The organism is Pseudomonas sp. MDT1-85, from assembly GCF_054898065.1.
Map to the genome: position 1 here is coordinate 3,709,438 of NZ_CM142715.1, position 18,626 is coordinate 3,728,063.

Sequence of the window (18,626 nt, forward strand, 5' to 3'; positions counted from 1 at the left end):
AAAGCCACTCCTTTACCTTGCTGCTGACCTGACGCAAACCCGCACGCGTCAAGGTAAGTCCGGGGGCAATGATCGGGTATTGGCGATCAATTGCCTTTGTCGCAGATCAAGGGTGCAAGGGGCGTGCCTTGCAGCTTTCTCGTATTCCTGTGGCGAGGGAGTTTTCCCTTGTGGGAGCGAGCCTGCTCGCGATAGCGGCGGTACATTCAGCATCAATGTCGGCTGACCCGCCGCTATCGCGAGCAGGCTCGCTCCCACAAGGTGTTTGGATCAGGGTACAAATGACCCATTAATAGTTATTTAAACCCTAAACCTCGAGGTCATTTTTACCCTCTTATCTGACAACCCCAATAAACAAAGGCCTCCAGGCATGGCCCGCGTCTTGCTCAAGCTTTCAGCAATCAAAGAAACCTTGATCCTTCTCGATCCCCAGGAGTCGTCATGAAAAAAGTCATCCAGCCACTGGCCTGGTTTGTGGTGTTGACCTCGGTTCTGGCGTTGGCCAGCGGCGTCTCGCTGGGCCTCGTTTGACTTGATCGCCATCCCCTCCTCAATCTTCAGGATGAATTCTCATGGTGCTTCATCGCGTCCATCACCAGATTCTGCGCAGTCATCACTTGTTCGAGCCGTTGAATGAAGAACAGCTGGATGAATTGATGAGTACCAGTCACTTGCTGAGCATCGACAAGGGCGAGCCGTTGTTTCGTCAGGGTGAGCCAGCCGATTCGTTCTATTTCATCATTGCCGGCGCGGTGAAAATCTACCGACTGACACCCGATGGGCAGGAGAAAGTGTTTGAGGTCATCAGCGATCGACAAACCTTCGCCGAGGCGATGATGCTGATGGACACCCCGAACTATGTGGCCTCGGCCGAAGCGATCTGCCCCACCCAGCTCTACCGGTTATCCAACAGCACCTACATGCGCCTGCTGCAGAGCAATAGTCGGCTGACCTTTGCACTGCTGGGCAAGCTCTGCGTTCGCTTGCATCAACGGGTCAACGAAATCGAGACCCTGTCACTGAAAAACGCCACCCACCGGGTTGTGCGTTATCTGCTGACGCAACTGGTGCGCCAGCAAACCGTTGACAGCCAATTCGAGCTGCCGATGGCCAAGCAGCTGATTGCCGGGCACCTGTCGATCCAGCCGGAAACCTTTTCGCGGATCATCCGCCGCTTGATCGATGAAAACATCATCACTCAGGACGGCCGTCAGATTGCCATTCTTGATCGCCTGCGCCTGGAACAGTTCGAGTGAGTGCCATGCCCGTCTGCCTGTATTGCCAACACGCCAATCCACCACAAGAAATCGAGTGCCGCCAATGCGGCATGCCCCTGCCGGCACTGGCCGCACATGCAGCGCAACGTCGGTTGCGCCGATTCAAGTGGTTCTGCATCGGCCTGACAATCTTCTGCGTAACGATGTTTTTCTGGCTGCCGCGCAGCATCAGCTGATGCTGCGTTGATCAAACCGAAGTTCAAGGCTGGGTCAGCTGGCGGTACAACTGCGGCAAGCGCAGAGGTAACTGCTCAGGCTGACGGATCAAGGTGTAGCCATTGGCGCCAAACATGTACGGCAGGTAATCCCCGGATTCGCGATCGATCGTGATACAGAACGGCGTCAGCCCCTGACGCCGCGCCTCCAGCACCGCCTCGCGGGTGTCTTCAACACCGTAGCGCCCTTCATACAGATCCAGATCATTGGGTTTGCCATCCGTGAGCAGCAGCAATAGTTTGCTGCGCCGCTTGCTCGTGCCCAATAGTTGCGTGGCCTGGCGAATGGCGGCGCCCATGCGCGTGTAATACCCCGGTTTGAGCCCTTGAATGCGACCTCGGGTGGTGTCGTCATAACGCTGGGTGAACGCCTTGAGTTCCTGCATGCGCACTTGATGACGACGCAGCGAGGAAAACCCGTACAGGGCGAAATCATCACCGAGCACCGACAAGGTTTCGCCGAACAGCAGCAGGCTGTCGCGGATGACATCGATGACGCGGTGTTCATTGTTCAAGTGGGCGTCGGTGGACATCGACACGTCGGCCAGCAACAGGCACGCCAGGTCGCGGCGAGTCTGCCGCTGCTCCATGAACAGACCGCGTTCGGCACACTGGCCATGCTCGCGCTCAACGTGAAAATCCAGCCAGGCCTGCATGTCCAGCTCTGATCCCTGAGGTTGCTGGCGTAACCATTGACGATCATTACGCAGGTGCTCGAACTGACGCCGCAAGCGGTGCGCCGAGGCCTTCAACCGTAATGGCAGCGGCTGCGCCTCACAGTCACGGGGCACCATCATTTGCAGATTGACGAAGCTGTCCTGCATTTGTTGTTTGCGGTAGTCCCACTCCGGCAACTTAATGCCCTCGCCGAGGGGAATATCGTCGACATCGGCCGGTGGCAAATCCAGGTGCAGTTTGAGACCGCCGCCCTTGCGCAGACGGGTGCGCGACAGGGTCAATTCATCCAGATCGTCGGCGACTCGGGAGGCGTCCGGGTCTTCGCTGTCGTTCGACCAGCGATCCAGGTCGACGTGCTCGGTCCAGCTGAACAGGTTCTCCAGACGCACGATTAACAACCCACCGTCGCGGCTGCCTTCATCGATCCGCTTGGCGCGTTTGCTTCCGCCCTTCTGCTCACCGGGCGGGGTTGTCAGCGATTCTTCCGACTCGTCGCCCAGATCCGCAGCCTGCGGGCTGGCGAGGTTTTGTGGCGGGTACAACCACAGCGGCAGCGGCCACGCGGCCCGTTCGCTGCGAGGGAAATGCTCAACACTGCCGGGTTCGCGTAGCGCCTGACATAACGCCCGTTCCAATGCGGCTTCGCTGGCGTTCAACGAGGCCGGATCGGGGCGCAATTGCAGATGGGCATCGACCAGGCGTTTATAGCGAGCGCGCAACGCGGGATAGCGTCGCAACAGCTGTTGCGTCCAGCGTTGATTGTCCCGCCCCCAGTGACGCATCTGCCCGGCCTGTGCCGCCAGCAATGCGAGCCAGCGATAGAGTTCCTCGTTCAGTGCGATTTCAGGGAAGACCGCCAGGCTCGATGGCAGCCGCAAATTATTCGCGTCACACCACGCCAACGGCACTTGTTTGCAGGTGCCGGCGATCTGCTGCAACAGGTTTCGACGCAGCAGCAGATCGCGGTCGCTGGCGGCTTCCACACCGACGCCATTGGCACCGCCCATGGCACGAAACAACAGCGCCAGCGGGCGTTGCTGGCTGGCCAATTCAACCCGTGCTTCAGGGAAGTCCGGGCTGGCACGCCGAGTGATGAAACGATGCCAGACACTGCCTACCCACTCTTCCAGTTCGACGGTAAACGCCATGATGCTTGCCCTTCCTGGAAACCAAAAAAACGGCCCGCTGTATCAGCCGGGCCGACCTTTTCTAGCCATTGCACTCGTTCATGAAGGTACAACCGCAGCCGGTGCGCGCAAGGCGGCGCGGCTACGTTGCTTGAAGCTGAGCAGGTAACAGAGCAAGCCTGCGAAGAAGCCGAGACCGGCGCCCAGACGCGCCCAGAACAGCACCTGCAGATGTTCGACCGTGGCCATGAATGGCAACGCAATCCCGTCGGCCTGCCAGCGTTGCAGGTAAACCTGGACGACCCCGGCAGCGGTCAGGAACAGCGTGATCATCACCATCGACAGGGTCATCAACCAGAAGCCCCAGATTTCGAAGGTTTGCGAACGCTCGTCAGCGGCTTCACCCAGCCCGCGCAAACGCGGCATGGCGTAGCTGATCAAGGTCATCACGATCATCGCGTAAGCACCGTAGAAGGCCAAGTGACCGTGCGCCGCCGTCAGTTGCGAACCGTGGGTGTAGAAGTTGACCGGTGCCAGGGTGTGCAGAAAACCCCAGACGCCCGCACCGAAGAACGCGGTGACCGTGGTGCCTTTGGCCCACAGCGTGGCGGCGCGATTCGGGTGTTGCCGGCGACGATTCTTCACCATGCTGAAGGCGAAGATCACCATGGCCAGGAACGGTAGCGGTTCGAGTGCCGAGAAGATCGAGCCGACCCACAACCAGACCTCGGGCGCACCGATCCAGAAGAAGTGGTGACCGGTGCCGATGATCCCGGTAATCAGCGCCATGGCGATGATCACGTACAGCCATTTCTCCACGACTTCCCGGTCGACACCGGTGATCTTGATCAGGACAAAAGCGAGCATCGAACCCATGATCAGTTCCCACACGCCTTCCACCCAAAGATGCACCACCCACCACCAGTAGAACTTGTCGCGGGCCAGGTTGCCGGGGTTATAGAAGGAGAACAGGAAGAACACCGCAAGGCCGATCAGCCCGGTCATCATCACCATGCTGACGGTGGTCTTGCGACCTTTGAGCAGGGTCATGCCTATGTTGTAGAGGAAGCCTAGGCACACCACCACAATGCCCATCTTGGTGATGGTCGGCTGCTCCAGGAACTCCCGGCCCATGGTCGGCAGCAACTCGTTGTGGGTCAGTTTGGCCAGGCCCGCATAAGGCACCAGCAGATAGCCGAGGATCGTCAGCACGCCCGCGGCGGCGAATACCCAGAACAGAATGATCGCCAACTTCGGACTGTGCAGTTCACGGTCGGCCTCTTCCGGAATCAGGTAGTAGGCAGCGCCCATGAAGCCGAACAGCAGCCAGACGATCAGCAGGTTGGTGTGCACCATCCGCGCCACGTTGAAGGGAATGATCGGGAACAGAAAGTCTCCCACCACGTATTGCACGCCCATGATCAAACCGAACAGCACCTGACCGAGAAACAGCATCAGGGCGAACACGAAGTACGGTTTGGCCACGGCTTGCGAGGCGAATTTCAGATGCGGATTAGCAATGCTCATCGCTTAGCCCTCCTTGTTTGGCGGCCAGCCATTGGTGTTGATGTTCGAGCTCCATTTGAGGAACTCGGCGATGTCATCCACCTCTTGCTCGCTCAACTTGAACTGCGGCATCGCTCGCCGACCCGGTACGCCCAGCGGCTGCATTTTCATCCAGGCATGCAGAAAGGGTTTGAAGCCCGCCTCCCCGCCGCGCCGCTGGAACACGTTGCCCAGCTCAGGCGCAAAGTAGGCGCCCTCGCCCAGTAGCGTGTGGCAGCCGATGCAGTTGTTTTGCTCCCAGACCGTCTTGCCGCGGATCACGGATTCGGTTAACTGCGCTTCATTGCTGCGCTCTGGAAAGGTCTGTTCCGTGTGATAGGTCAAGGCCAGGAATATCAGGAAGAAGAAGATGCTCCCCCCGAAGTAGATATTCCTGGCCATGCCTTTGGTGAAGGTCTCTGACATGGTCGCTTCCTCTTTGCTTGGCGTGCCCATGATAGGAAGCGAAGGGTTGAAACCTGCTTGATGGCGATCAAGAAAGGCAGATGGTTTTGGTCGGGTATTACCGACAACGCAGAACGAATGTGGGAGCGAGCCTGCTCGCGAAGGCAGAGTGTCAGTCAACATGGATGTGGAATGTGACGGCCCCTTCGCGAGCAGGCTCGCTCCCACATTGGAGTTGCGCTGTTTTACAGACTGTATTCTTAGTCGACCAACACCAACGTCAGCCCCACAACGGCCGCCAACACCAGCGCCCAGCTCAACATCAACCGCCGCCACAGTCGTGGCGCGCGACGCATTTCCATAAAGCCATCGGTGATCAGCCAGGCTTTGCCGACCGCCACCAACAAAATGGCAATCGACAGCAGCCACGTCGCGCCCATCTGTGTCAGCAGCACCGTGCACACGCTTAATGTGGCCAGCGCGGCCCAGCAGACGAGCAAAAACCCTGAAGCCGACATCACAACCTCCGTCAATTCAGAACATAGACCAGCGGAAACAGCACCACCCAGATCAGGTCGACCATGTGCCAATACAGCACACCCGATTCAAGCCCGCTGCGGTTGGCGGCGTTGTACAGGCCACGACGGCAACGCTCGGCCAGCCAGCCGAGGATGACCATGCCGAGCAGTACATGGAGAAAATGAAAACCGGTGAGGATCCAGTAGAGGGTGAAAAACGTGTTGTGCTCCATGCCCAGCCCCGAGGCCAGCAAGTGTCGGTATTCCGTGATCTTCAACACCACGTAGACACTGGCGGCGAGCAACGCTGCCAGCAGGTAGACAGCGCCGTGGCGGGACCGAGAACGTTTGACTTGCTCCTGGGCCAGCGCGGCGAACAGCCCGGCGGTGAGCAGGCTCAGGGTCATCGCCAGGCCTGTAGAAGTGTTGAGCAACTGACGGCTTTCGCTGAACAGTTGCGGTTTGAGTGCCTGGGTCACGGCGAACGCCAGAATCAGGATGGCGAACACCGACAGCTCGGCCAGAATGAAAAACCACATCGCCAGATCGCCCGGCAAGTGACCCGGCGCAACGCGTCTGGACTCAGCCGAAGTGGACATCAACCACGTCCATCAGCGCCGCAACCGTCAGCGGATCATCACTCAGCGGCTCGGCCAGGCAGGCCATGCACGCTTCACGCGGGCTCATGCCGGAGCGGATCATTCGCGCGGTGAAAATCAGCAACCGCGTCGAGGCGACTTCCTCCAGGTCATGTTGATCCAGCCTTCGCAGGGCCTGCCCCAGCCTGACCACTTGCGCCGCCAGCGCGCTGTCCACCTGCGCTTCCCTGGCGACAATGCGCTCTTCATCGGCCACCGGCGGATAGCCGAAACGCATCGCCACGAAGCGTTGTCGGGTGCTGGGTTTCATGCCTTTGAGCAGGTTCTGGTAGCCGGGGTTGTAAGACACCACCAGCATGAATGACGGCGGTGCCTGCAGCACTTCGCCGGTGCGCTCCAGGAACAACTCGCGACGATCATCGGCCAGCGGATGCAACACCACCACCGTGTCCTGGCGCGCCTCGACCACTTCGTCCAGATAACAGATACCGCCTTCACGCACCGCGCGGGTCAGTGGCCCATCCTGCCACCAAGTGCCTTGGGCACCGATCAAATGACGGCCGATCAGGTCGGCAGCACTCAAATCATCATGGCAAGCCACGGTGTACAGCGGCAGTTTCAGCCGATGGGCCATGTGTTGGACGAAGCGGGTCTTGCCACATCCCGTCGGGCCTTTGATCAGCACCGGCATTGCGTGTCGCCAGGCTTGCTCGAACAGCGCCTCCTCATTGTTGAGCGGTTGATAGAAGGGTTCGCAAGACTGGATTCGGTCCATGGGCTGCCTGTTCCAAAAGCGGATTCAAGCAACACGCTACGGGCCCCTGCGACAACCTGGCAAGTGACATGGCCGGCAAACTTGATCGCGGTCAAGCGAGCATTGGCCTGCTCGGGCATAGCCTTGCACGGCACTAAGAACCTGCGTTCTGCGCTGCCGTTTCAGCACATCGCAAAGGTCTTGCCTGAGGAGAAATGGAATGCTGATCAGCAATAGAAAAACGTTTGCTCTGACTTTCGCCACATTGTGTTCGGCGCTGGCCCTTGCGGTGACTCATGCGGCCCGGGCCGACGAGCCCGCCGCCGCTGCGGCCAGCCCGCTGATGGTCAAATCCGCCGGAGCGCCCGACATGAGTCAGGCCGAGTTCGACTCTTCCAAGGAAATTTACTTCCAGCGCTGCGCCGGCTGCCACGGCGTTCTGCGCAAAGGCGCCACCGGCAAACCGCTGACACCGGACATCACCCAGTCCCGCGGGCAACCGTTTCTGGAGGCGTTGATTACCTACGGTTCGCCGGCGGGCATGCCGAATTGGGGGACGTCCAATGCGCTGACCAAGGATCAGATCACGTCAATGGCCAAGTTCATTCAGCACGCGCCGCCGACGCCGCCTGAATGGGGCATGGCCGAGACGCTGAAAACCTGGAAAGTACTGGTCAAGCCTGAGGATCGTCCGAAGAAGCAACTGAGCAAACTCAACCTGCCCAACCTGTTTTCGGTGACGTTGCGCGATGACGGCAAGATTGCCCTGATCGACGGTGACAGCAAGAAAATCGTCAAGCTGATCGAGACCGGTTATGCGGTGCATATCTCGCGGATTTCCGCCTCGGGTCGCTACCTGCTGGTGATTGGTCGAGACGCGCGGATCGACATGATCGACCTGTGGCCGGTGGAGCCGACCAAGGTCGCCGAAGTCAAAGTGGGCATCGAGGCGCGCTCGGTGGAGACCTCCAAGTTCAAGGGCTACGAAGACAAATACACCGTCGCCGGCTCCTATTGGCCGCCGCAATTCACCATCATGGATGGCGAAACCCTGGAGCCCAAACAGATCGTCTCGACCCGCGGCATGACTGTCGACAAGCAGGAATATCACCCCGAACCCCGAGTCGCGGCGATCATCGCCTCCCATGAATGGCCGGAGTTCATCGTCAACGTCAAGGAAACCGGCAAGGTCATGCTGGTCAATTACCAGGACATCAAGAACCTCACCATCACCTACATCGATGCCGCGCCCTTCCTGCATGACGGCGGTTGGGACAGCACACACCGCTACTTCATGACCGCCGCCAACAACTCCAACAAAGTCGCCGTGATCGACTCCAAAGATCGCAAGTTGGCAGCTTTGGTGGAGGTCGGCAAAACCCCTCACCCAGGGCGCGGCGCCAACTTCAACCACCCGACCTACGGCCCGGTCTGGGCCACCAGCCACCTGGGTGATGATGGCATTTCCTTGATCGGCACCGACCCGGTCAAACACCCCCAATACGCCTGGAAACAGGTCGCCTCACTCAAGGGCCAGGGCGGCGGATCGCTGTTTATCAAAACCCACCCGGACTCCCGTCACCTGTATGTCGACACCACCCTCAACCCGGACGCCAAGCTGAGCCAATCGGTAGCGGTGTTCAACATCGACAAACTCGACGCCGGCTACACCGTGCTGCCCATCGCCGAGTACGCCGGCATCAAGCAAGGCGCGATGCGGGTGGTGCAGCCGGAATACAACAAGGCCGGCGATGAGGTCTGGTTCTCCGTGTGGAGCGGTCAGTCAGAGGAATCGGCGCTGGTAGTGATCGACGACAAAACGCTGAAGCTCAAATCAGTCATAAAGGACAAACGACTGATCACACCCACCGGAAAATTCAACGTCTACAACACCCAACACGACATCTATTGAGCTCCATCAATGCAAGGAATCCCCATGAAAAATACTCTGCTTTCACTGTTCGCCCTGACCGCTGCGCTGAGTGTGCAGCCGGCCATGGCCCAAGACGGACAGGAGCTGTTCAAGAGCAAACCCTGCGCTGCCTGCCATTCCATCGACACCAAGCTGGTCGGCCCGGCGCTCAAGGATGTCGCGGCCAAGAACGCTGGCGTGGCCGGGGCCGTGGACACCCTGGCCAGCCACATCAAGAACGGCACGCAAGGCAACTGGGGCCCGATGCCAATGCCGGCCAACCCGGTGACGGATGAAGAAGCGAAGACACTTGCAACCTGGGTCCTGAGTCTCAAATAGCCAACTGGAGGGCGTCATGAAGGTTTATCGACACGCTGCGATTCTGGCGGCCCTCCTCCTCATTTGCGCAACCGCGGTTGCCGCACCCGGCGCCAAGCGTCAGGCACAACTCGAACACCTGCTGGCCCAGGACTGCGGCGCCTGCCATGGCCTGCACATGACCGGCGGGCTGGGTCCCGACCTGACCCGCGCAACGCTGGCGGGCAAATCCAGGGACAGCCTGATAGCCACCATCGGCCAAGGCCGGCCCGGCACCGCGATGCCCGGTTGGGCCCCGCTGCTCAGCCCGGATGACATCCGTTGGCTGGTCGATCTTCTTCTCCAGGGATATCCCGCACCATGATCCGTTCAACCCTGCTTTTAGCGGCGACCGGGCTGTTGTTGTCCGCGTGTGTTCAGTCCCCCTTGCGTGGTACCGGCGATCTGGGCGTGGTGGTGGAGCGCGCCACCGGCAGCGTGCAAATCATCGAAAGCGACACCCGCACGGCACTGGCGCGACTCGAGGGTTTGGGCGATCTGTCCCATGCCTCGGTGGTGTTTTCCCGCGACCAGCGTTATGCCTATGTGTTCGGCCGCGACGGCGGGCTGAGCAAGATCGACCTGCTGACCCAACGCATCGATCAACGGGTGATACAGGGCGGCAACAGCATCGGCGGCGCGATCAGTCAGGACGGCAAACTCATCGCCGTGTCCAACTACGTGCCCGGCGGGGTCAAGGTGTTCGATGCCGAAACCCTGCAATTGGTGGCCGATATTCCGGCCACGCCCCTGGCCGATGGCAGCAAGCGCTCACGAGTGGTCGGCCTGGTCGACGCGCCCGGTCAGCGTTTTGTATTCAGCCTGTTCGATACCGGCGAGATCTGGACCGCCGATTTCAGTCAGGGCAACAGGCCGCGGATCAGCCGTTTCACCGACATCGGCCAGCAACCCTACGACGCGTTGGTGACCCCGGATGGTCGCTATTACATGGCGGGACTGTTCGGCGAAGACGGCATGGCGCAACTCGACCTCTGGCATCCGGAGCGCGGGGTGCAGCGAGTGCTCGGTGATTACGGACGCGGCCAGGCGAAATTGCCCGTCTACAAAATGCCGCATCTGGAGGGCTGGGCCGTCGCCGATCACCAGGCCTTCGTGCCCGCCGTCGGCCGTCATCAGGTGCTGGTGATGGATTCGCGCACGTGGAATCAGACCGCTGCCATCCCGGTGGCCGGCCAACCGGTGTTCGTCACGTCGCGGCCGGACGGTCGACAGCTGTGGGTCAATTTCGCCTACCCGGACAACGATCGAGTACAGGTCATCGACAGCGAAACCCATGCAGTGGTCGCCGATCTGCGGCCAGGGCCAGCGGTGCTGCACATGGAATTCACCGCCCGCGGCGATCAGTTGTGGCTGTCGTTACGCGATGGCGATCAGGTTCAGGTCTGGGACCCGTACAGCCTGAAGCAACTGAGCACCCTTCCCGCCACCGCGCCGAGCGGCATCTTCTTCAGCAGTCGCGCGCAAAAAATGGGCTATTGAAATGAACCTCGACCTGCTCAGCCGCCAACTGATCGACCGTTTCCAGCACGGCATGCCGCTGTGCGCGGAACCTTACAAGGAGATGGCGCGGATTCTCGGTTGTCGCGCGGCCCAGGTGATGGCTTGCCTGGAAGAAATGGATCAGGCCGGCACCCTCTCACGGATCGGCCCGGTATTCGAACACAGTCGCGCCGGGGCCAGCACCCTCGCCGCCCTCGCCGTGCCCGCCGAACGCTTGCAACAGGTCGCCGAGCACGTCAGCCAATACCCCGAGGTCAACCATAACTACGCGCGGGAGCATTTCTACAACCTGTGGTTTGTGCTGACCGGCCCTGATCGCCAACACATCGAACGTGTTCTCGAACAACTTGAAAAAGACACCGGCCTCATGCCGCTGGATCTGCCGATGTTGACCGCTTACCGCATCGACCTCGGTTTTGCCGTGGGAGAAAGCTCATGACGCCAGGGTTGAGTCCCAAACAGGCACTGGCGCTGCGTCGGCATCTGGAAGGCGGATTGCCGTTGGTATCGCGTCCCTATCAGGCCCTTGCCGAACGGATAGACGCCGACGAAAACCAGGTGCTCGCGCAAATGCACCAGTGGCATGAGCAAGGGCTATTTCGCCGGATCGGCCTGGTGCTCAACCATCGCGCACTGGGTTTTACCGCCAACGCCATGCTGGTTTTGGATGTTCCGGACGCGCTGATCGACGAAGTCGGCCAGCGCCTGGGTCGGGCGCACGGCATCACCCTCTGCTACCAACGGCCGCGGCGCCTGCCGCAGTGGCGCTACAACCTCTTTTGCATGGTTCATGGGCGCCAACGTGAGCGGGTCGAAGCGCAGATCCAGACGTTGCTGGAACAACACCTGCTGAGCGACCTGCCCCATCAACTGCTGTTCAGCACTCACGCGTTCAAACAGTGCGGCGGACGCTTTGCACCCTCACCAACCGGAGCCCCCACCCATGGATGACCTCGACCGTCGGCTGATCAACCGCCTGCAACTGGGCCTGCCGCTGGTGCGCCACCCGTGGCAGGCACTGGCCGCCGAACTGGAGAGCAGCAGTACCGAACTGCTCGGCCGCCTCCATGAATTGCTGGAAGACGGCATGCTCACGCGCTTCGGCCCGATGTTCGACATCGAACGCCTCGGTGGCGCCTTCACCCTCGCGGCGCTAGCGGTGCCGGAAGAACGTTTCGACGAGGTCGCCGAGCAACTGCACGCCCTACCTGAAGTGGCGCACAACTACCGACGCGAACACGCCTGGAACATGTGGTTCGTGCTCGGCTGCCCGACCGAACAAGGTATCGCCGAGACCCTGCAGCACATCGAAACCCTGACCGGCCTGCCGCTGCTCAACTTGCCAAAAGAGGAGACTTACCATGTCGGTCTGTACTTCCCGGTCTGAAGACAGCCTGGCTCACCGTTTGATCGAGTTGACCCAGGCCGGCCTGCCATTGCTGGACGACCCGTGGGCCTGGCTCGCCGAACAGCTGGACCTAAGCATCGAATCCACCCTGGATTTGCTCAAGCGCTTGCAGGCCGAGGGCGCCATCCGGCGCATCGCCGCCGTCCCCAACCACTATCGCCTGGGCTATCGCTACAACGGCATGACGGTCTGGGATGTGCGCGACACGGACATGTCGCGCCTTGGCGCACTGATCGGGGCGCAGCCCTTCGTCAGTCATTGCTATCGACGCCCTCGACGAACCGCGTGGCGCTACAACCTGTTCGCCATGGTCCATGGCCGCAGCCGCGAGGAAATCGACAGCTACCGCGAACACCTGCGCTACTTGCTGGGTGACGCCTGCGCCGCCGACGAGATGTTGGTGAGCAGTCGCATCCTGAAGAAAACCGGTTTGCGGCTACCGCCAGTACCACGCTGAACACGCGCTTGTTCAAGGAGATTTGCATGTTGAGGATCAGCCAATACCTGCTTGCCCTGACCGGCCAGGCGCCCGCCCCCAGAACCAGCCCACCGGGCAGCAACCGGCCGCCGGTGGTGATCTGGAACCTGCTCAGGCGTTGCAATCTGACCTGCAAACACTGCTACGCCACGTCCGCCGACAGTGTCTTTCGCGACGAACTGGATACGCCCGCCGCGCTGACCGTGATCGACGATCTGCACGACGCCGGGGTGAAGGTGCTGATTCTTTCCGGCGGTGAACCGCTGCTGCGCGACGATCTGTTTGTGCTCAGCGCCTACGCCCGCACCAAGGGTTTCTTTGTCGCGCTGTCCACCAACGGCACGCTGATCAATGAACAGAACATCGCGCAGATCCGTGCGGCGAATTTTGACTATGTCGGGATCAGCATCGATGGCCTGGAAGCCACCCACGATGCGTTCCGCCAACTCAAGGGCAGTTTCGCCAGCTCCATGCGGGCGATCCGCCTCTGTCGCGAACAGGGCATTCGCGTCGGCCTGCGCACTACCCTGACCCAAGAGAACCATCAACAATTGCCCCAATTACTGGCGCTGATGCGCGAGTACGACGTGCAGAAGTTTTATCTGTCGCACCTCAACTACAGCGGTCGCGGCAAACGCAGCCGCAAGCTCGACGCCCGGCAGCAGATGAGCCGCGAGGCGATGACGCTGATCTTCGAACAGGCCTGGGAAGACATCGAGCAGGGTCGCGACAGCGATTTTGTCAGCGGCAACAACGATGCCGACGCGGTTCTCTTGCTGCACTGGGTGGGCCTGCATCTACCCGAACATCAGCCGCGCCTGGAACACATGCTCCGCGCCTGGGGCGGCAACGCCTCGGGCAGTGGCATCGCCAACATCGACAACACCGGCGAAGTGCACCCCGACACCTATTGGTGGCAGCACTCGGTGGGCAATGTCCGGCACACGCCGTTTCGCACGCTCTGGCTGGACCGGCCGGACGCCTTGTTGCAGCAGCTACGCGTGCATCCGCGCGCCGTCGGTGGCCGTTGTGGCCAATGCCGTTGGTTGAGCATCTGCAACGGCAATACCCGCACCCGCGCCTGGGCCGAAGGCGACCTCTGGGGCCAGGACCCCGGCTGCCATCTCAGCGATGAAGAAATCGGTATGCCGCCATTAATGACCATCCCTTGCGTCATGCACTGAAGCACCCGCCTGGCGAGCCATCTGGCAAAGGATGGGGCCGGCCCACCTGATGAAGAACCAAGGACGTCCCATGCACCCATCAATTGTTTTACCGGCCGCACTTGCGTCCCCGTTCAGACCGGGCGAAGTGGCCCTGGTCGGCGCCGGCCCCGGCGATCCACGCTTGCTGACCCTGCGCGCCTGGAGCCTGTTGATGCAGGCCGACGCCGTGGTTTACGACCGCCTGATCAGCCCCCAGCTGCTGACGTTGATCCCCCTCACCTGCGCCCGGCATTACGTCGGCAAGGCCAGCGGCTGCCACAGCCTGCCCCAGAAACAAATCAACGAACTGCTCGCCGACCTCGCCGATCTGGGGCAGCGCGTGGTCCGGCTCAAGGGCGGCGACCCGTTCATATTCGGTCGTGGCGCCGAGGAGCTGGAGTATCTGCTGCAACGCAACATTGACTGCCAGGTAGTCCCGGGCATTACCGCCGCTTCCGGGTGCAGCGCTTACGCCGGCATTCCGCTGACCCACCGGGACCTGGTCAACTCTTGCCGCTTCATTACCGGGCATTTGCAGCGCGATGGTGAGTTGCAATTGCCCTGGAGCAGCCTCGCCGACAGTAGCCAGACGCTGGTGTTTTACATGGGGTTATCGAATCTCGGGATTATCGCCCAGCGCTTGATCGAAGCAGGAATGGCCGCCGACACACCGGCGGCGCTAATCAGCAATGGCACGCGTCCCGACCAGCACGTCGCCCGAGGCATGCTGCACCAGTTGCCGACCCTGGTGCTGGATTGCCCACCGGGCATTCCGACGCTGACGGTGATCGGCAAGGTGGTCGATCTGTTCGCCACCCAACAACAGGAATACCCGGCGCGCTTTTACCCCGCTCCCGTGTTGCAACGCCACGGTAAGGTGGCGATATGAGGCGCATGCTGCTTGCCCCATTGTTATGGATCGGTGCAGCCCATGCCGGCGCAACGGCTCCATCCTCCGACGCGGCCGCCGACCTCTACCAACAGCATTGTCAAAGCTGTCATGGCGCCAACCGTTTCGGCGGTACGGGGCCGGCCTTGCTGCCGGAGAGTCTGAGCCGGATCAAACCCGATGAAATCCGCAGCGTCATCCAGAACGGTCGGCCCGCGAGTCAGATGACCGGGTATGCCAATGTGTTCAGTCCAGCACAGATCGACGCGCTGGTGGATTACCTTCAGCAACCACCCGCCACCCCACCCACCTGGAGTAACGACGACATTCGCGGCAGTCATTCCATCCTCGCCGATATCAGCAAACTGCCCGACACGCCCCAGCATGGCGCCGATCCGCTGAACCTGTTTGTGGTAGTGGAAGCCGGCGACCATCACATCGACATCCTCGACGGCGATCGTTTCGAAGTGCTGGCGCGGTTTGCTTCACACTTTGCGGTGCATGGAGGACCGAAGTTCTCGCCGGATGGACGCTTCGTCTACGTCGCCTCACGCGATGGCTGGGTCAGCCTGTACGACTTGCACAACCTGAAGCTGATCGCCGAGGTCCGCGCCGGGCTCAATACCCGCAACCTGGCGGTGAGCAAGGATGGCCGCTGGGTGCTGGTGGGCAACTATCTGCCGGGCAACCTTGTGGTGCTCGATGCCCGCGATCTGTCACTGGTCAAAACCATCCCGGCGATCGGCCAGGACGGCACCGCGTCACGGGTCAGCGCGGTCTACACCGCCCCGCCACGGGACAGTTTCATCGTGGCGCTCAAGGATGTGAAGGAAGTCTGGGAGTTGTCGAGCGCCGGCACACCGGACTTCGAACCACGACGGATCCAGGCCGAAGATGTGCTGGACGACTTTTCCTTTTCACCGGACTACAAGCAACTGCTGGCCACGTCGCGCAAGGCCAAGGGCGGCCAGGTGATCGACCTCGACAGTGGCAAGGTGGTCACCGACATACCGCTGCCGGGCATGCCGCATCTGGGGTCCGGGACCTATTGGAAACGCAACGGTGAGTGGGTGTTCGCCACGCCGAACATCAGCAAGGGTCTGATCTCGGTCATCGACTTCAAGACCTGGAAACTGATCAAGGAAATTCCGACGCTGGGGCCGGGGTTCTTCATGCGCAGTCACGTCAACTCGCGGTATGCCTGGACCGACGTGTTCTTCGGGCCGGACAACGATGCGATCCACCTGATCGACAAACAGACACTGGAAATCGCCCACACCTTGCGCCCGATGCCTGGCAAGACGGCCGCCCACGTTGAGTTCACTCGCGATGGTCGCTACTTGTTGCTGAGCATCTGGGCCACCGATGGCGCGTTGATCGTGTATGACAGCAATACCCTTAAAGAGATCAAACGCCTGCCGATGAACAAGCCGTCGGGCAAATATAATGTCGGTAACAAGATTGAGTTTGTGGAGGGGACTTCGCATTAGGGCTTGGGTTTGGGCTTGGGTGTATATCCGTTTCTGCGGTAACGGCTTCTATTGGTTTCGCTTTTACAGCGAGTCACTTTCGAAAAGCCTGCGCGGCCCGGCGGAAAGTAACCAAAGCGCTTTTGCCCCTGTCGTTCGGTGCCTCGCCTAGGCTCGGCATGCCCTCGCTCCGGTCCTGCTCCGTGGGCCCGCCTCCACTGCGCAGAACCTCCACTCGGCCTCTCGAGGGGGCGAGTACCGCAACAGCAAAAGCGAGGCGGCCTGCGGGCCGACCTGGGCATCAAGCGGGCGCGCTTCGCTGACTTGATCGTTCATAGATTCTGGACTTGCAATGAGTACCTGTGGGAGCGAGCCTGCTCGCGAAGAGGCCCTGTCAGTCGACATCAATGTTGAATGTAAGTCCGCCTTCGCGAGCAGGCTCGCTCCCACAGTTGGATTTTTGGCGGGCATGACATAGGTGTCCACCGCCGATGACCTTGACGGACATCAGGTCGGCTATCAGGCCGCCTCGCTTTGGCTTTTGATCTGGCTTTTGATGTTGATCTTGACGTGCCCCGTCGGAAGGCCGAGCGCAGGTTCTGCGCAGTGGGCACCGCGGCAAGGATGCCGCGGTAGCCGCCCCCGGCCATGGATGGCCGATGGCGGCGGGCCCACGGAGCAGGACCGGAGCGAGGGTATGGCGAGCCTAGGCGAGCCACCGTACGTCAGGGGCGAAAGCGTTTGGTTACTTTGCGCTTTTCAAAGTAACCCGCCGTAAGGGCGGAACCCTAAGCCGCCGTTACTGCAGGAATGGATATGTACTCGGTCGCCTTCGCAACCCGTTCACCCATCACCCCAAGGTATAACCGTTATCAACCTTCCAATCCTGCCCATAGACACCCCGGGCGCCTTGGGACAGTTGAAAAATAATCACATTGGCCACCGCCGACGCATCGAGAAAATGACCAGGCAGCAGACGCTTGCCAAGGGTATCAGCGACGTCATCGAGCTCCCCATCGCTCAACCCCAGGTTGTCCCACATCGAGGTCGCGGTCGGCCCCGGCGAGACCAGATTGATTCGCACGTCATAACGCGCAAACTCCACCGCCAATGTGCGCGCCTGAGCCGCCAGCGCTGCCTTGCTGGCAATGCAGGCAGCCAGACCGGGAAAGCTCGAACCGGTCAGAAAACTACCGACAAACACCACCGAAGCCGGGTTCGCCAACTCACCGCGCAATGCCGCCAGGGTGTTCAACGCCCCGGCACCGTTGACCGCCCATTGGCGCTGAAAGGCCGGCATGTCCAGGCTGTCGGCCATTTCGGCAATGCCCGCGTTGGGCACCAGATAATCCACCCGCCCTAGCGCCGCCGCCCGCCGGGCCAGCCCTTGCAAGTCTTCCTCGCACGTGACGTCCCCGGCACACCATTGCAGCCGCTCGCCGTAGATCTGTTGCAAGGCTGGCAATTCACCGACGGTGCGTGACATCGCCAGCACCTTGACCCCGCGCGGCAACAGCGCGGCGCACAACGCTAGGCCAATCCCGGAGCTGGCGCCGGTGATCACCGCCAGACGATCCTGAAACTCGGTTTGCATCATGTTCTCCTGGGCATCGTTAATGCCAAGCACTGGGGACGTTGTGAGTCCCTATCTTTGAACAGATACAGAAATACTGACTTGACGGCGATCAGATTTTCTTGATGACACGTCGGGTAATCGGCCGATCAATGAGTCGAGTGCGACATCGCTGTCTGCTGCTGAAGCACCGCCTGATCGATCTCGCTGAACCGCAGCACACGACCGCCCTGGTCGGCGGCCAGCTCTTGCGCAGCCTGCTGACTGGAGAAGGACGCCAACACCACACCCATTGCCCCCTTGAGCTGGGTGCCGACCACGTAAAACGCATCCTTGGCATCGATCAGATGCGAATCATTGGGTGCGTTCCACGGGCTGCGGCCCATGTCGTGGACATACAACCGGGCCTCGCCATGATGATTTTCCGGTTGTAACCACCAACCGATCATCTCCGCGGTGGAGCAGAATTTCTTGATGCCGCTGCGCTCGACAACTTCGCCCTTGGGCCCGGGGAAGCCGTCGATGATCATGCCGCAAACATGGCATTCATCACTGGGATGGAAGGCAGCGGCGGCGTCGTTGTAGGTGACTTGCACGGGTTTGTCACAGGCCGCCAGCAGCAGACAGACCATCAGGCCCGCCATGGCGCGTATCGTCGTCGAATAAAGATTACTCATCGTCAGATGCTCCAAAACC

At 60.7% G+C, this 18,626-nt stretch carries 21 protein-coding genes; 13 read left to right on the forward strand and 8 right to left on the reverse strand.

Annotated elements, in window-relative coordinates:
• Nucleotides 1–572: 572 nt before the first annotated feature.
• Together ACYZT2_RS16670 and ACYZT2_RS16675 are read left to right on the forward strand one after the other, a co-directional pair.
• Complete coding sequence (locus tag ACYZT2_RS16670) at nt 573–1,256, forward strand: Crp/Fnr family transcriptional regulator (protein WP_008075049.1); 684 nt, start codon at nt 573–575, stop codon at nt 1,254–1,256.
• The gene (locus tag ACYZT2_RS16675; protein ID WP_123360743.1) at nt 1,253–1,453 is read left to right on the forward strand and encodes a protein DnrP; all 201 of its coding nucleotides are present in this window, start codon (nt 1,253–1,255) and stop codon (nt 1,451–1,453) included. The genes ACYZT2_RS16670 and ACYZT2_RS16675 overlap by 4 nt, the downstream gene beginning before the upstream one ends.
• Nucleotides 1,454–1,476: 23 nt before the next feature.
• Here ACYZT2_RS16675 and ACYZT2_RS16680 read toward each other — a convergent pair whose 3' ends face one another.
• From ACYZT2_RS16680 to ACYZT2_RS16705, 6 genes are all read right to left on the reverse strand, one after another.
• Nucleotides 1,477–3,318 (reverse strand): nitric oxide reductase activation protein NorD, encoded by a 1,842-nt coding sequence (locus tag ACYZT2_RS16680; RefSeq protein ID WP_461965695.1) that lies wholly within the window; start codon nt 3,316–3,318, stop codon nt 1,477–1,479.
• 78 nt (nt 3,319–3,396) lie between these two features.
• Nucleotides 3,397–4,824 (reverse strand): cbb3-type cytochrome c oxidase subunit I, encoded by a 1,428-nt coding sequence (locus ACYZT2_RS16685; protein ID WP_461965697.1) that lies wholly within the window; start codon nt 4,822–4,824, stop codon nt 3,397–3,399.
• 3 nt (nt 4,825–4,827) lie between these two features.
• Nucleotides 4,828–5,268 carry a c-type cytochrome gene (locus ACYZT2_RS16690; protein ID WP_038982840.1) on the reverse strand — a complete coding sequence of 147 codons (441 nt, stop codon included), beginning with the start codon at nt 5,266–5,268 and terminating at the stop codon, nt 4,828–4,830.
• 239 nt (nt 5,269–5,507) lie between these two features.
• Nucleotides 5,508–5,765 (reverse strand): cytochrome C oxidase subunit IV family protein, encoded by a 258-nt coding sequence (locus ACYZT2_RS16695; RefSeq protein WP_461965699.1) that lies wholly within the window; start codon nt 5,763–5,765, stop codon nt 5,508–5,510.
• 11 nt (nt 5,766–5,776) lie between these two features.
• Nucleotides 5,777–6,364 carry a cytochrome c oxidase subunit 3 family protein gene (locus tag ACYZT2_RS16700; RefSeq protein WP_461965701.1) on the reverse strand — a complete coding sequence of 196 codons (588 nt, stop codon included), beginning with the start codon at nt 6,362–6,364 and terminating at the stop codon, nt 5,777–5,779.
• A complete protein-coding gene (locus ACYZT2_RS16705) occupies nt 6,348–7,139 on the reverse strand; it encodes an AAA family ATPase (RefSeq protein ID WP_461965703.1) in 792 nt (263 codons plus the stop codon). Before ACYZT2_RS16705 ends, ACYZT2_RS16700 begins: the two co-directional genes overlap by 17 nt.
• Nucleotides 7,140–7,338: 199 nt before the next feature.
• Here ACYZT2_RS16705 and ACYZT2_RS16710 point away from each other — a divergent pair, with 199 nt between their 5' ends.
• From ACYZT2_RS16710 to ACYZT2_RS16760, 11 genes are all read left to right on the forward strand, one after another.
• On the forward strand, nt 7,339–9,030 hold the full coding sequence (locus ACYZT2_RS16710; protein WP_461965705.1) for a cytochrome D1 domain-containing protein: 1,692 nt from the start codon (nt 7,339–7,341) through the stop codon (nt 9,028–9,030).
• 24 nt (nt 9,031–9,054) lie between these two features.
• On the forward strand, nt 9,055–9,369 hold the full coding sequence (locus tag ACYZT2_RS16715; RefSeq protein WP_305426539.1) for a c-type cytochrome: 315 nt from the start codon (nt 9,055–9,057) through the stop codon (nt 9,367–9,369).
• Nucleotides 9,370–9,385: 16 nt separating this feature from the next.
• Nucleotides 9,386–9,712, forward strand: a complete 327-nt coding sequence (locus ACYZT2_RS16720) for a c-type cytochrome (protein WP_461965708.1) — start codon at nt 9,386–9,388, stop codon at nt 9,710–9,712.
• Nucleotides 9,709–10,887: a cytochrome D1 domain-containing protein gene (locus ACYZT2_RS16725; RefSeq protein WP_461965710.1), complete on the forward strand. Its 1,179-nt coding sequence runs from the start codon at nt 9,709–9,711 to the stop codon at nt 10,885–10,887. Before ACYZT2_RS16720 ends, ACYZT2_RS16725 begins: the two co-directional genes overlap by 4 nt.
• Nucleotide 10,888: 1 nt before the next feature.
• The gene (locus ACYZT2_RS16730) at nt 10,889–11,347 is read left to right on the forward strand and encodes an Lrp/AsnC family transcriptional regulator (protein WP_461965712.1); all 459 of its coding nucleotides are present in this window, start codon (nt 10,889–10,891) and stop codon (nt 11,345–11,347) included.
• Nucleotides 11,344–11,859, forward strand: coding sequence for a siroheme decarboxylase subunit beta (gene ahbB, locus ACYZT2_RS16735; RefSeq protein ID WP_461965714.1), 516 nt, complete (start codon nt 11,344–11,346; stop codon nt 11,857–11,859). Before ACYZT2_RS16730 ends, ahbB (ACYZT2_RS16735) begins: the two co-directional genes overlap by 4 nt.
• A complete protein-coding gene (locus tag ACYZT2_RS16740; RefSeq protein WP_461965716.1) occupies nt 11,852–12,295 on the forward strand; it encodes an Lrp/AsnC family transcriptional regulator in 444 nt (147 codons plus the stop codon). Before ahbB (ACYZT2_RS16735) ends, ACYZT2_RS16740 begins: the two co-directional genes overlap by 8 nt.
• Entirely contained in the window at nt 12,270–12,773 is a 504-nt protein-coding gene (ahbB, locus tag ACYZT2_RS16745; protein ID WP_461965718.1) for a siroheme decarboxylase subunit beta, read from the forward strand. The genes ACYZT2_RS16740 and ahbB (ACYZT2_RS16745) overlap by 26 nt, the downstream gene beginning before the upstream one ends.
• Nucleotides 12,774–12,799: 26 nt before the next feature.
• A complete protein-coding gene (gene nirJ / locus ACYZT2_RS16750; RefSeq protein ID WP_461965720.1) occupies nt 12,800–13,978 on the forward strand; it encodes a heme d1 biosynthesis radical SAM protein NirJ in 1,179 nt (392 codons plus the stop codon).
• Between the two features lie 70 nt (nt 13,979–14,048).
• Nucleotides 14,049–14,888, forward strand: coding sequence for a uroporphyrinogen-III C-methyltransferase (gene cobA, locus ACYZT2_RS16755; RefSeq protein WP_461965722.1), 840 nt, complete (start codon nt 14,049–14,051; stop codon nt 14,886–14,888).
• On the forward strand, nt 14,885–16,378 hold the full coding sequence (locus tag ACYZT2_RS16760) for a cytochrome D1 domain-containing protein (RefSeq protein WP_461965724.1): 1,494 nt from the start codon (nt 14,885–14,887) through the stop codon (nt 16,376–16,378). The genes cobA and ACYZT2_RS16760 overlap by 4 nt, the downstream gene beginning before the upstream one ends.
• 829 nt (nt 16,379–17,207) lie before the next feature.
• On the opposite strand, the gene ACYZT2_RS16765 is transcribed toward ACYZT2_RS16760, so the two are convergent.
• Together ACYZT2_RS16765 and ACYZT2_RS16770 are read right to left on the reverse strand one after the other, a co-directional pair.
• Nucleotides 17,208–17,951 (reverse strand): SDR family NAD(P)-dependent oxidoreductase, encoded by a 744-nt coding sequence (locus ACYZT2_RS16765; RefSeq protein ID WP_217858533.1) that lies wholly within the window; start codon nt 17,949–17,951, stop codon nt 17,208–17,210.
• A 128-nt stretch (nt 17,952–18,079) separates the two neighbouring features.
• On the reverse strand, nt 18,080–18,607 hold the full coding sequence (locus ACYZT2_RS16770; RefSeq protein WP_461965727.1) for a nitrous oxide reductase accessory protein NosL: 528 nt from the start codon (nt 18,605–18,607) through the stop codon (nt 18,080–18,082).
• Nucleotides 18,608–18,626 lie beyond the last annotated feature (19 nt).

Bases quoted from the DNA above. Each gene is read 5' to 3' on its own strand.
- ACYZT2_RS16685 (WP_461965697.1), bottom strand. From the start codon at position 4,824: ATGAGCATTGCTAATCCGCATCTGAAATTCGCCTCGCAAGCCGTGGCC.
- ahbB (WP_461965718.1), top strand. From the start codon at position 12,270: ATGTCGGTCTGTACTTCCCGGTCTGAAGACAGCCTGGCTCACCGTTTG.
- ACYZT2_RS16695 (WP_461965699.1), bottom strand. From the start codon at position 5,765: ATGTCGGCTTCAGGGTTTTTGCTCGTCTGCTGGGCCGCGCTGGCCACA.
- ACYZT2_RS16670 (WP_008075049.1), top strand. From the start codon at position 573: ATGGTGCTTCATCGCGTCCATCACCAGATTCTGCGCAGTCATCACTTG.
- ACYZT2_RS16720 (WP_461965708.1), top strand. From the start codon at position 9,386: ATGAAGGTTTATCGACACGCTGCGATTCTGGCGGCCCTCCTCCTCATT.
- nirJ (WP_461965720.1), top strand. From the start codon at position 12,800: ATGTTGAGGATCAGCCAATACCTGCTTGCCCTGACCGGCCAGGCGCCC.
- ACYZT2_RS16725 (WP_461965710.1), top strand. From the start codon at position 9,709: ATGATCCGTTCAACCCTGCTTTTAGCGGCGACCGGGCTGTTGTTGTCC.
- ahbB (WP_461965714.1), top strand. From the start codon at position 11,344: ATGACGCCAGGGTTGAGTCCCAAACAGGCACTGGCGCTGCGTCGGCAT.
- ACYZT2_RS16715 (WP_305426539.1), top strand. From the start codon at position 9,055: ATGAAAAATACTCTGCTTTCACTGTTCGCCCTGACCGCTGCGCTGAGT.
- ACYZT2_RS16680 (WP_461965695.1), bottom strand. From the start codon at position 3,318: ATGGCGTTTACCGTCGAACTGGAAGAGTGGGTAGGCAGTGTCTGGCAT.
- ACYZT2_RS16740 (WP_461965716.1), top strand. From the start codon at position 11,852: ATGGATGACCTCGACCGTCGGCTGATCAACCGCCTGCAACTGGGCCTG.
- ACYZT2_RS16770 (WP_461965727.1), bottom strand. From the start codon at position 18,607: ATGAGTAATCTTTATTCGACGACGATACGCGCCATGGCGGGCCTGATG.
- cobA (WP_461965722.1), top strand. From the start codon at position 14,049: ATGCACCCATCAATTGTTTTACCGGCCGCACTTGCGTCCCCGTTCAGA.
- ACYZT2_RS16710 (WP_461965705.1), top strand. From the start codon at position 7,339: ATGCTGATCAGCAATAGAAAAACGTTTGCTCTGACTTTCGCCACATTG.
- ACYZT2_RS16690 (WP_038982840.1), bottom strand. From the start codon at position 5,268: ATGTCAGAGACCTTCACCAAAGGCATGGCCAGGAATATCTACTTCGGG.
- ACYZT2_RS16700 (WP_461965701.1), bottom strand. From the start codon at position 6,364: ATGTCCACTTCGGCTGAGTCCAGACGCGTTGCGCCGGGTCACTTGCCG.
- ACYZT2_RS16730 (WP_461965712.1), top strand. From the start codon at position 10,889: ATGAACCTCGACCTGCTCAGCCGCCAACTGATCGACCGTTTCCAGCAC.
- ACYZT2_RS16765 (WP_217858533.1), bottom strand. From the start codon at position 17,951: ATGCAAACCGAGTTTCAGGATCGTCTGGCGGTGATCACCGGCGCCAGC.
- ACYZT2_RS16760 (WP_461965724.1), top strand. From the start codon at position 14,885: ATGAGGCGCATGCTGCTTGCCCCATTGTTATGGATCGGTGCAGCCCAT.
- ACYZT2_RS16705 (WP_461965703.1), bottom strand. From the start codon at position 7,139: ATGGACCGAATCCAGTCTTGCGAACCCTTCTATCAACCGCTCAACAAT.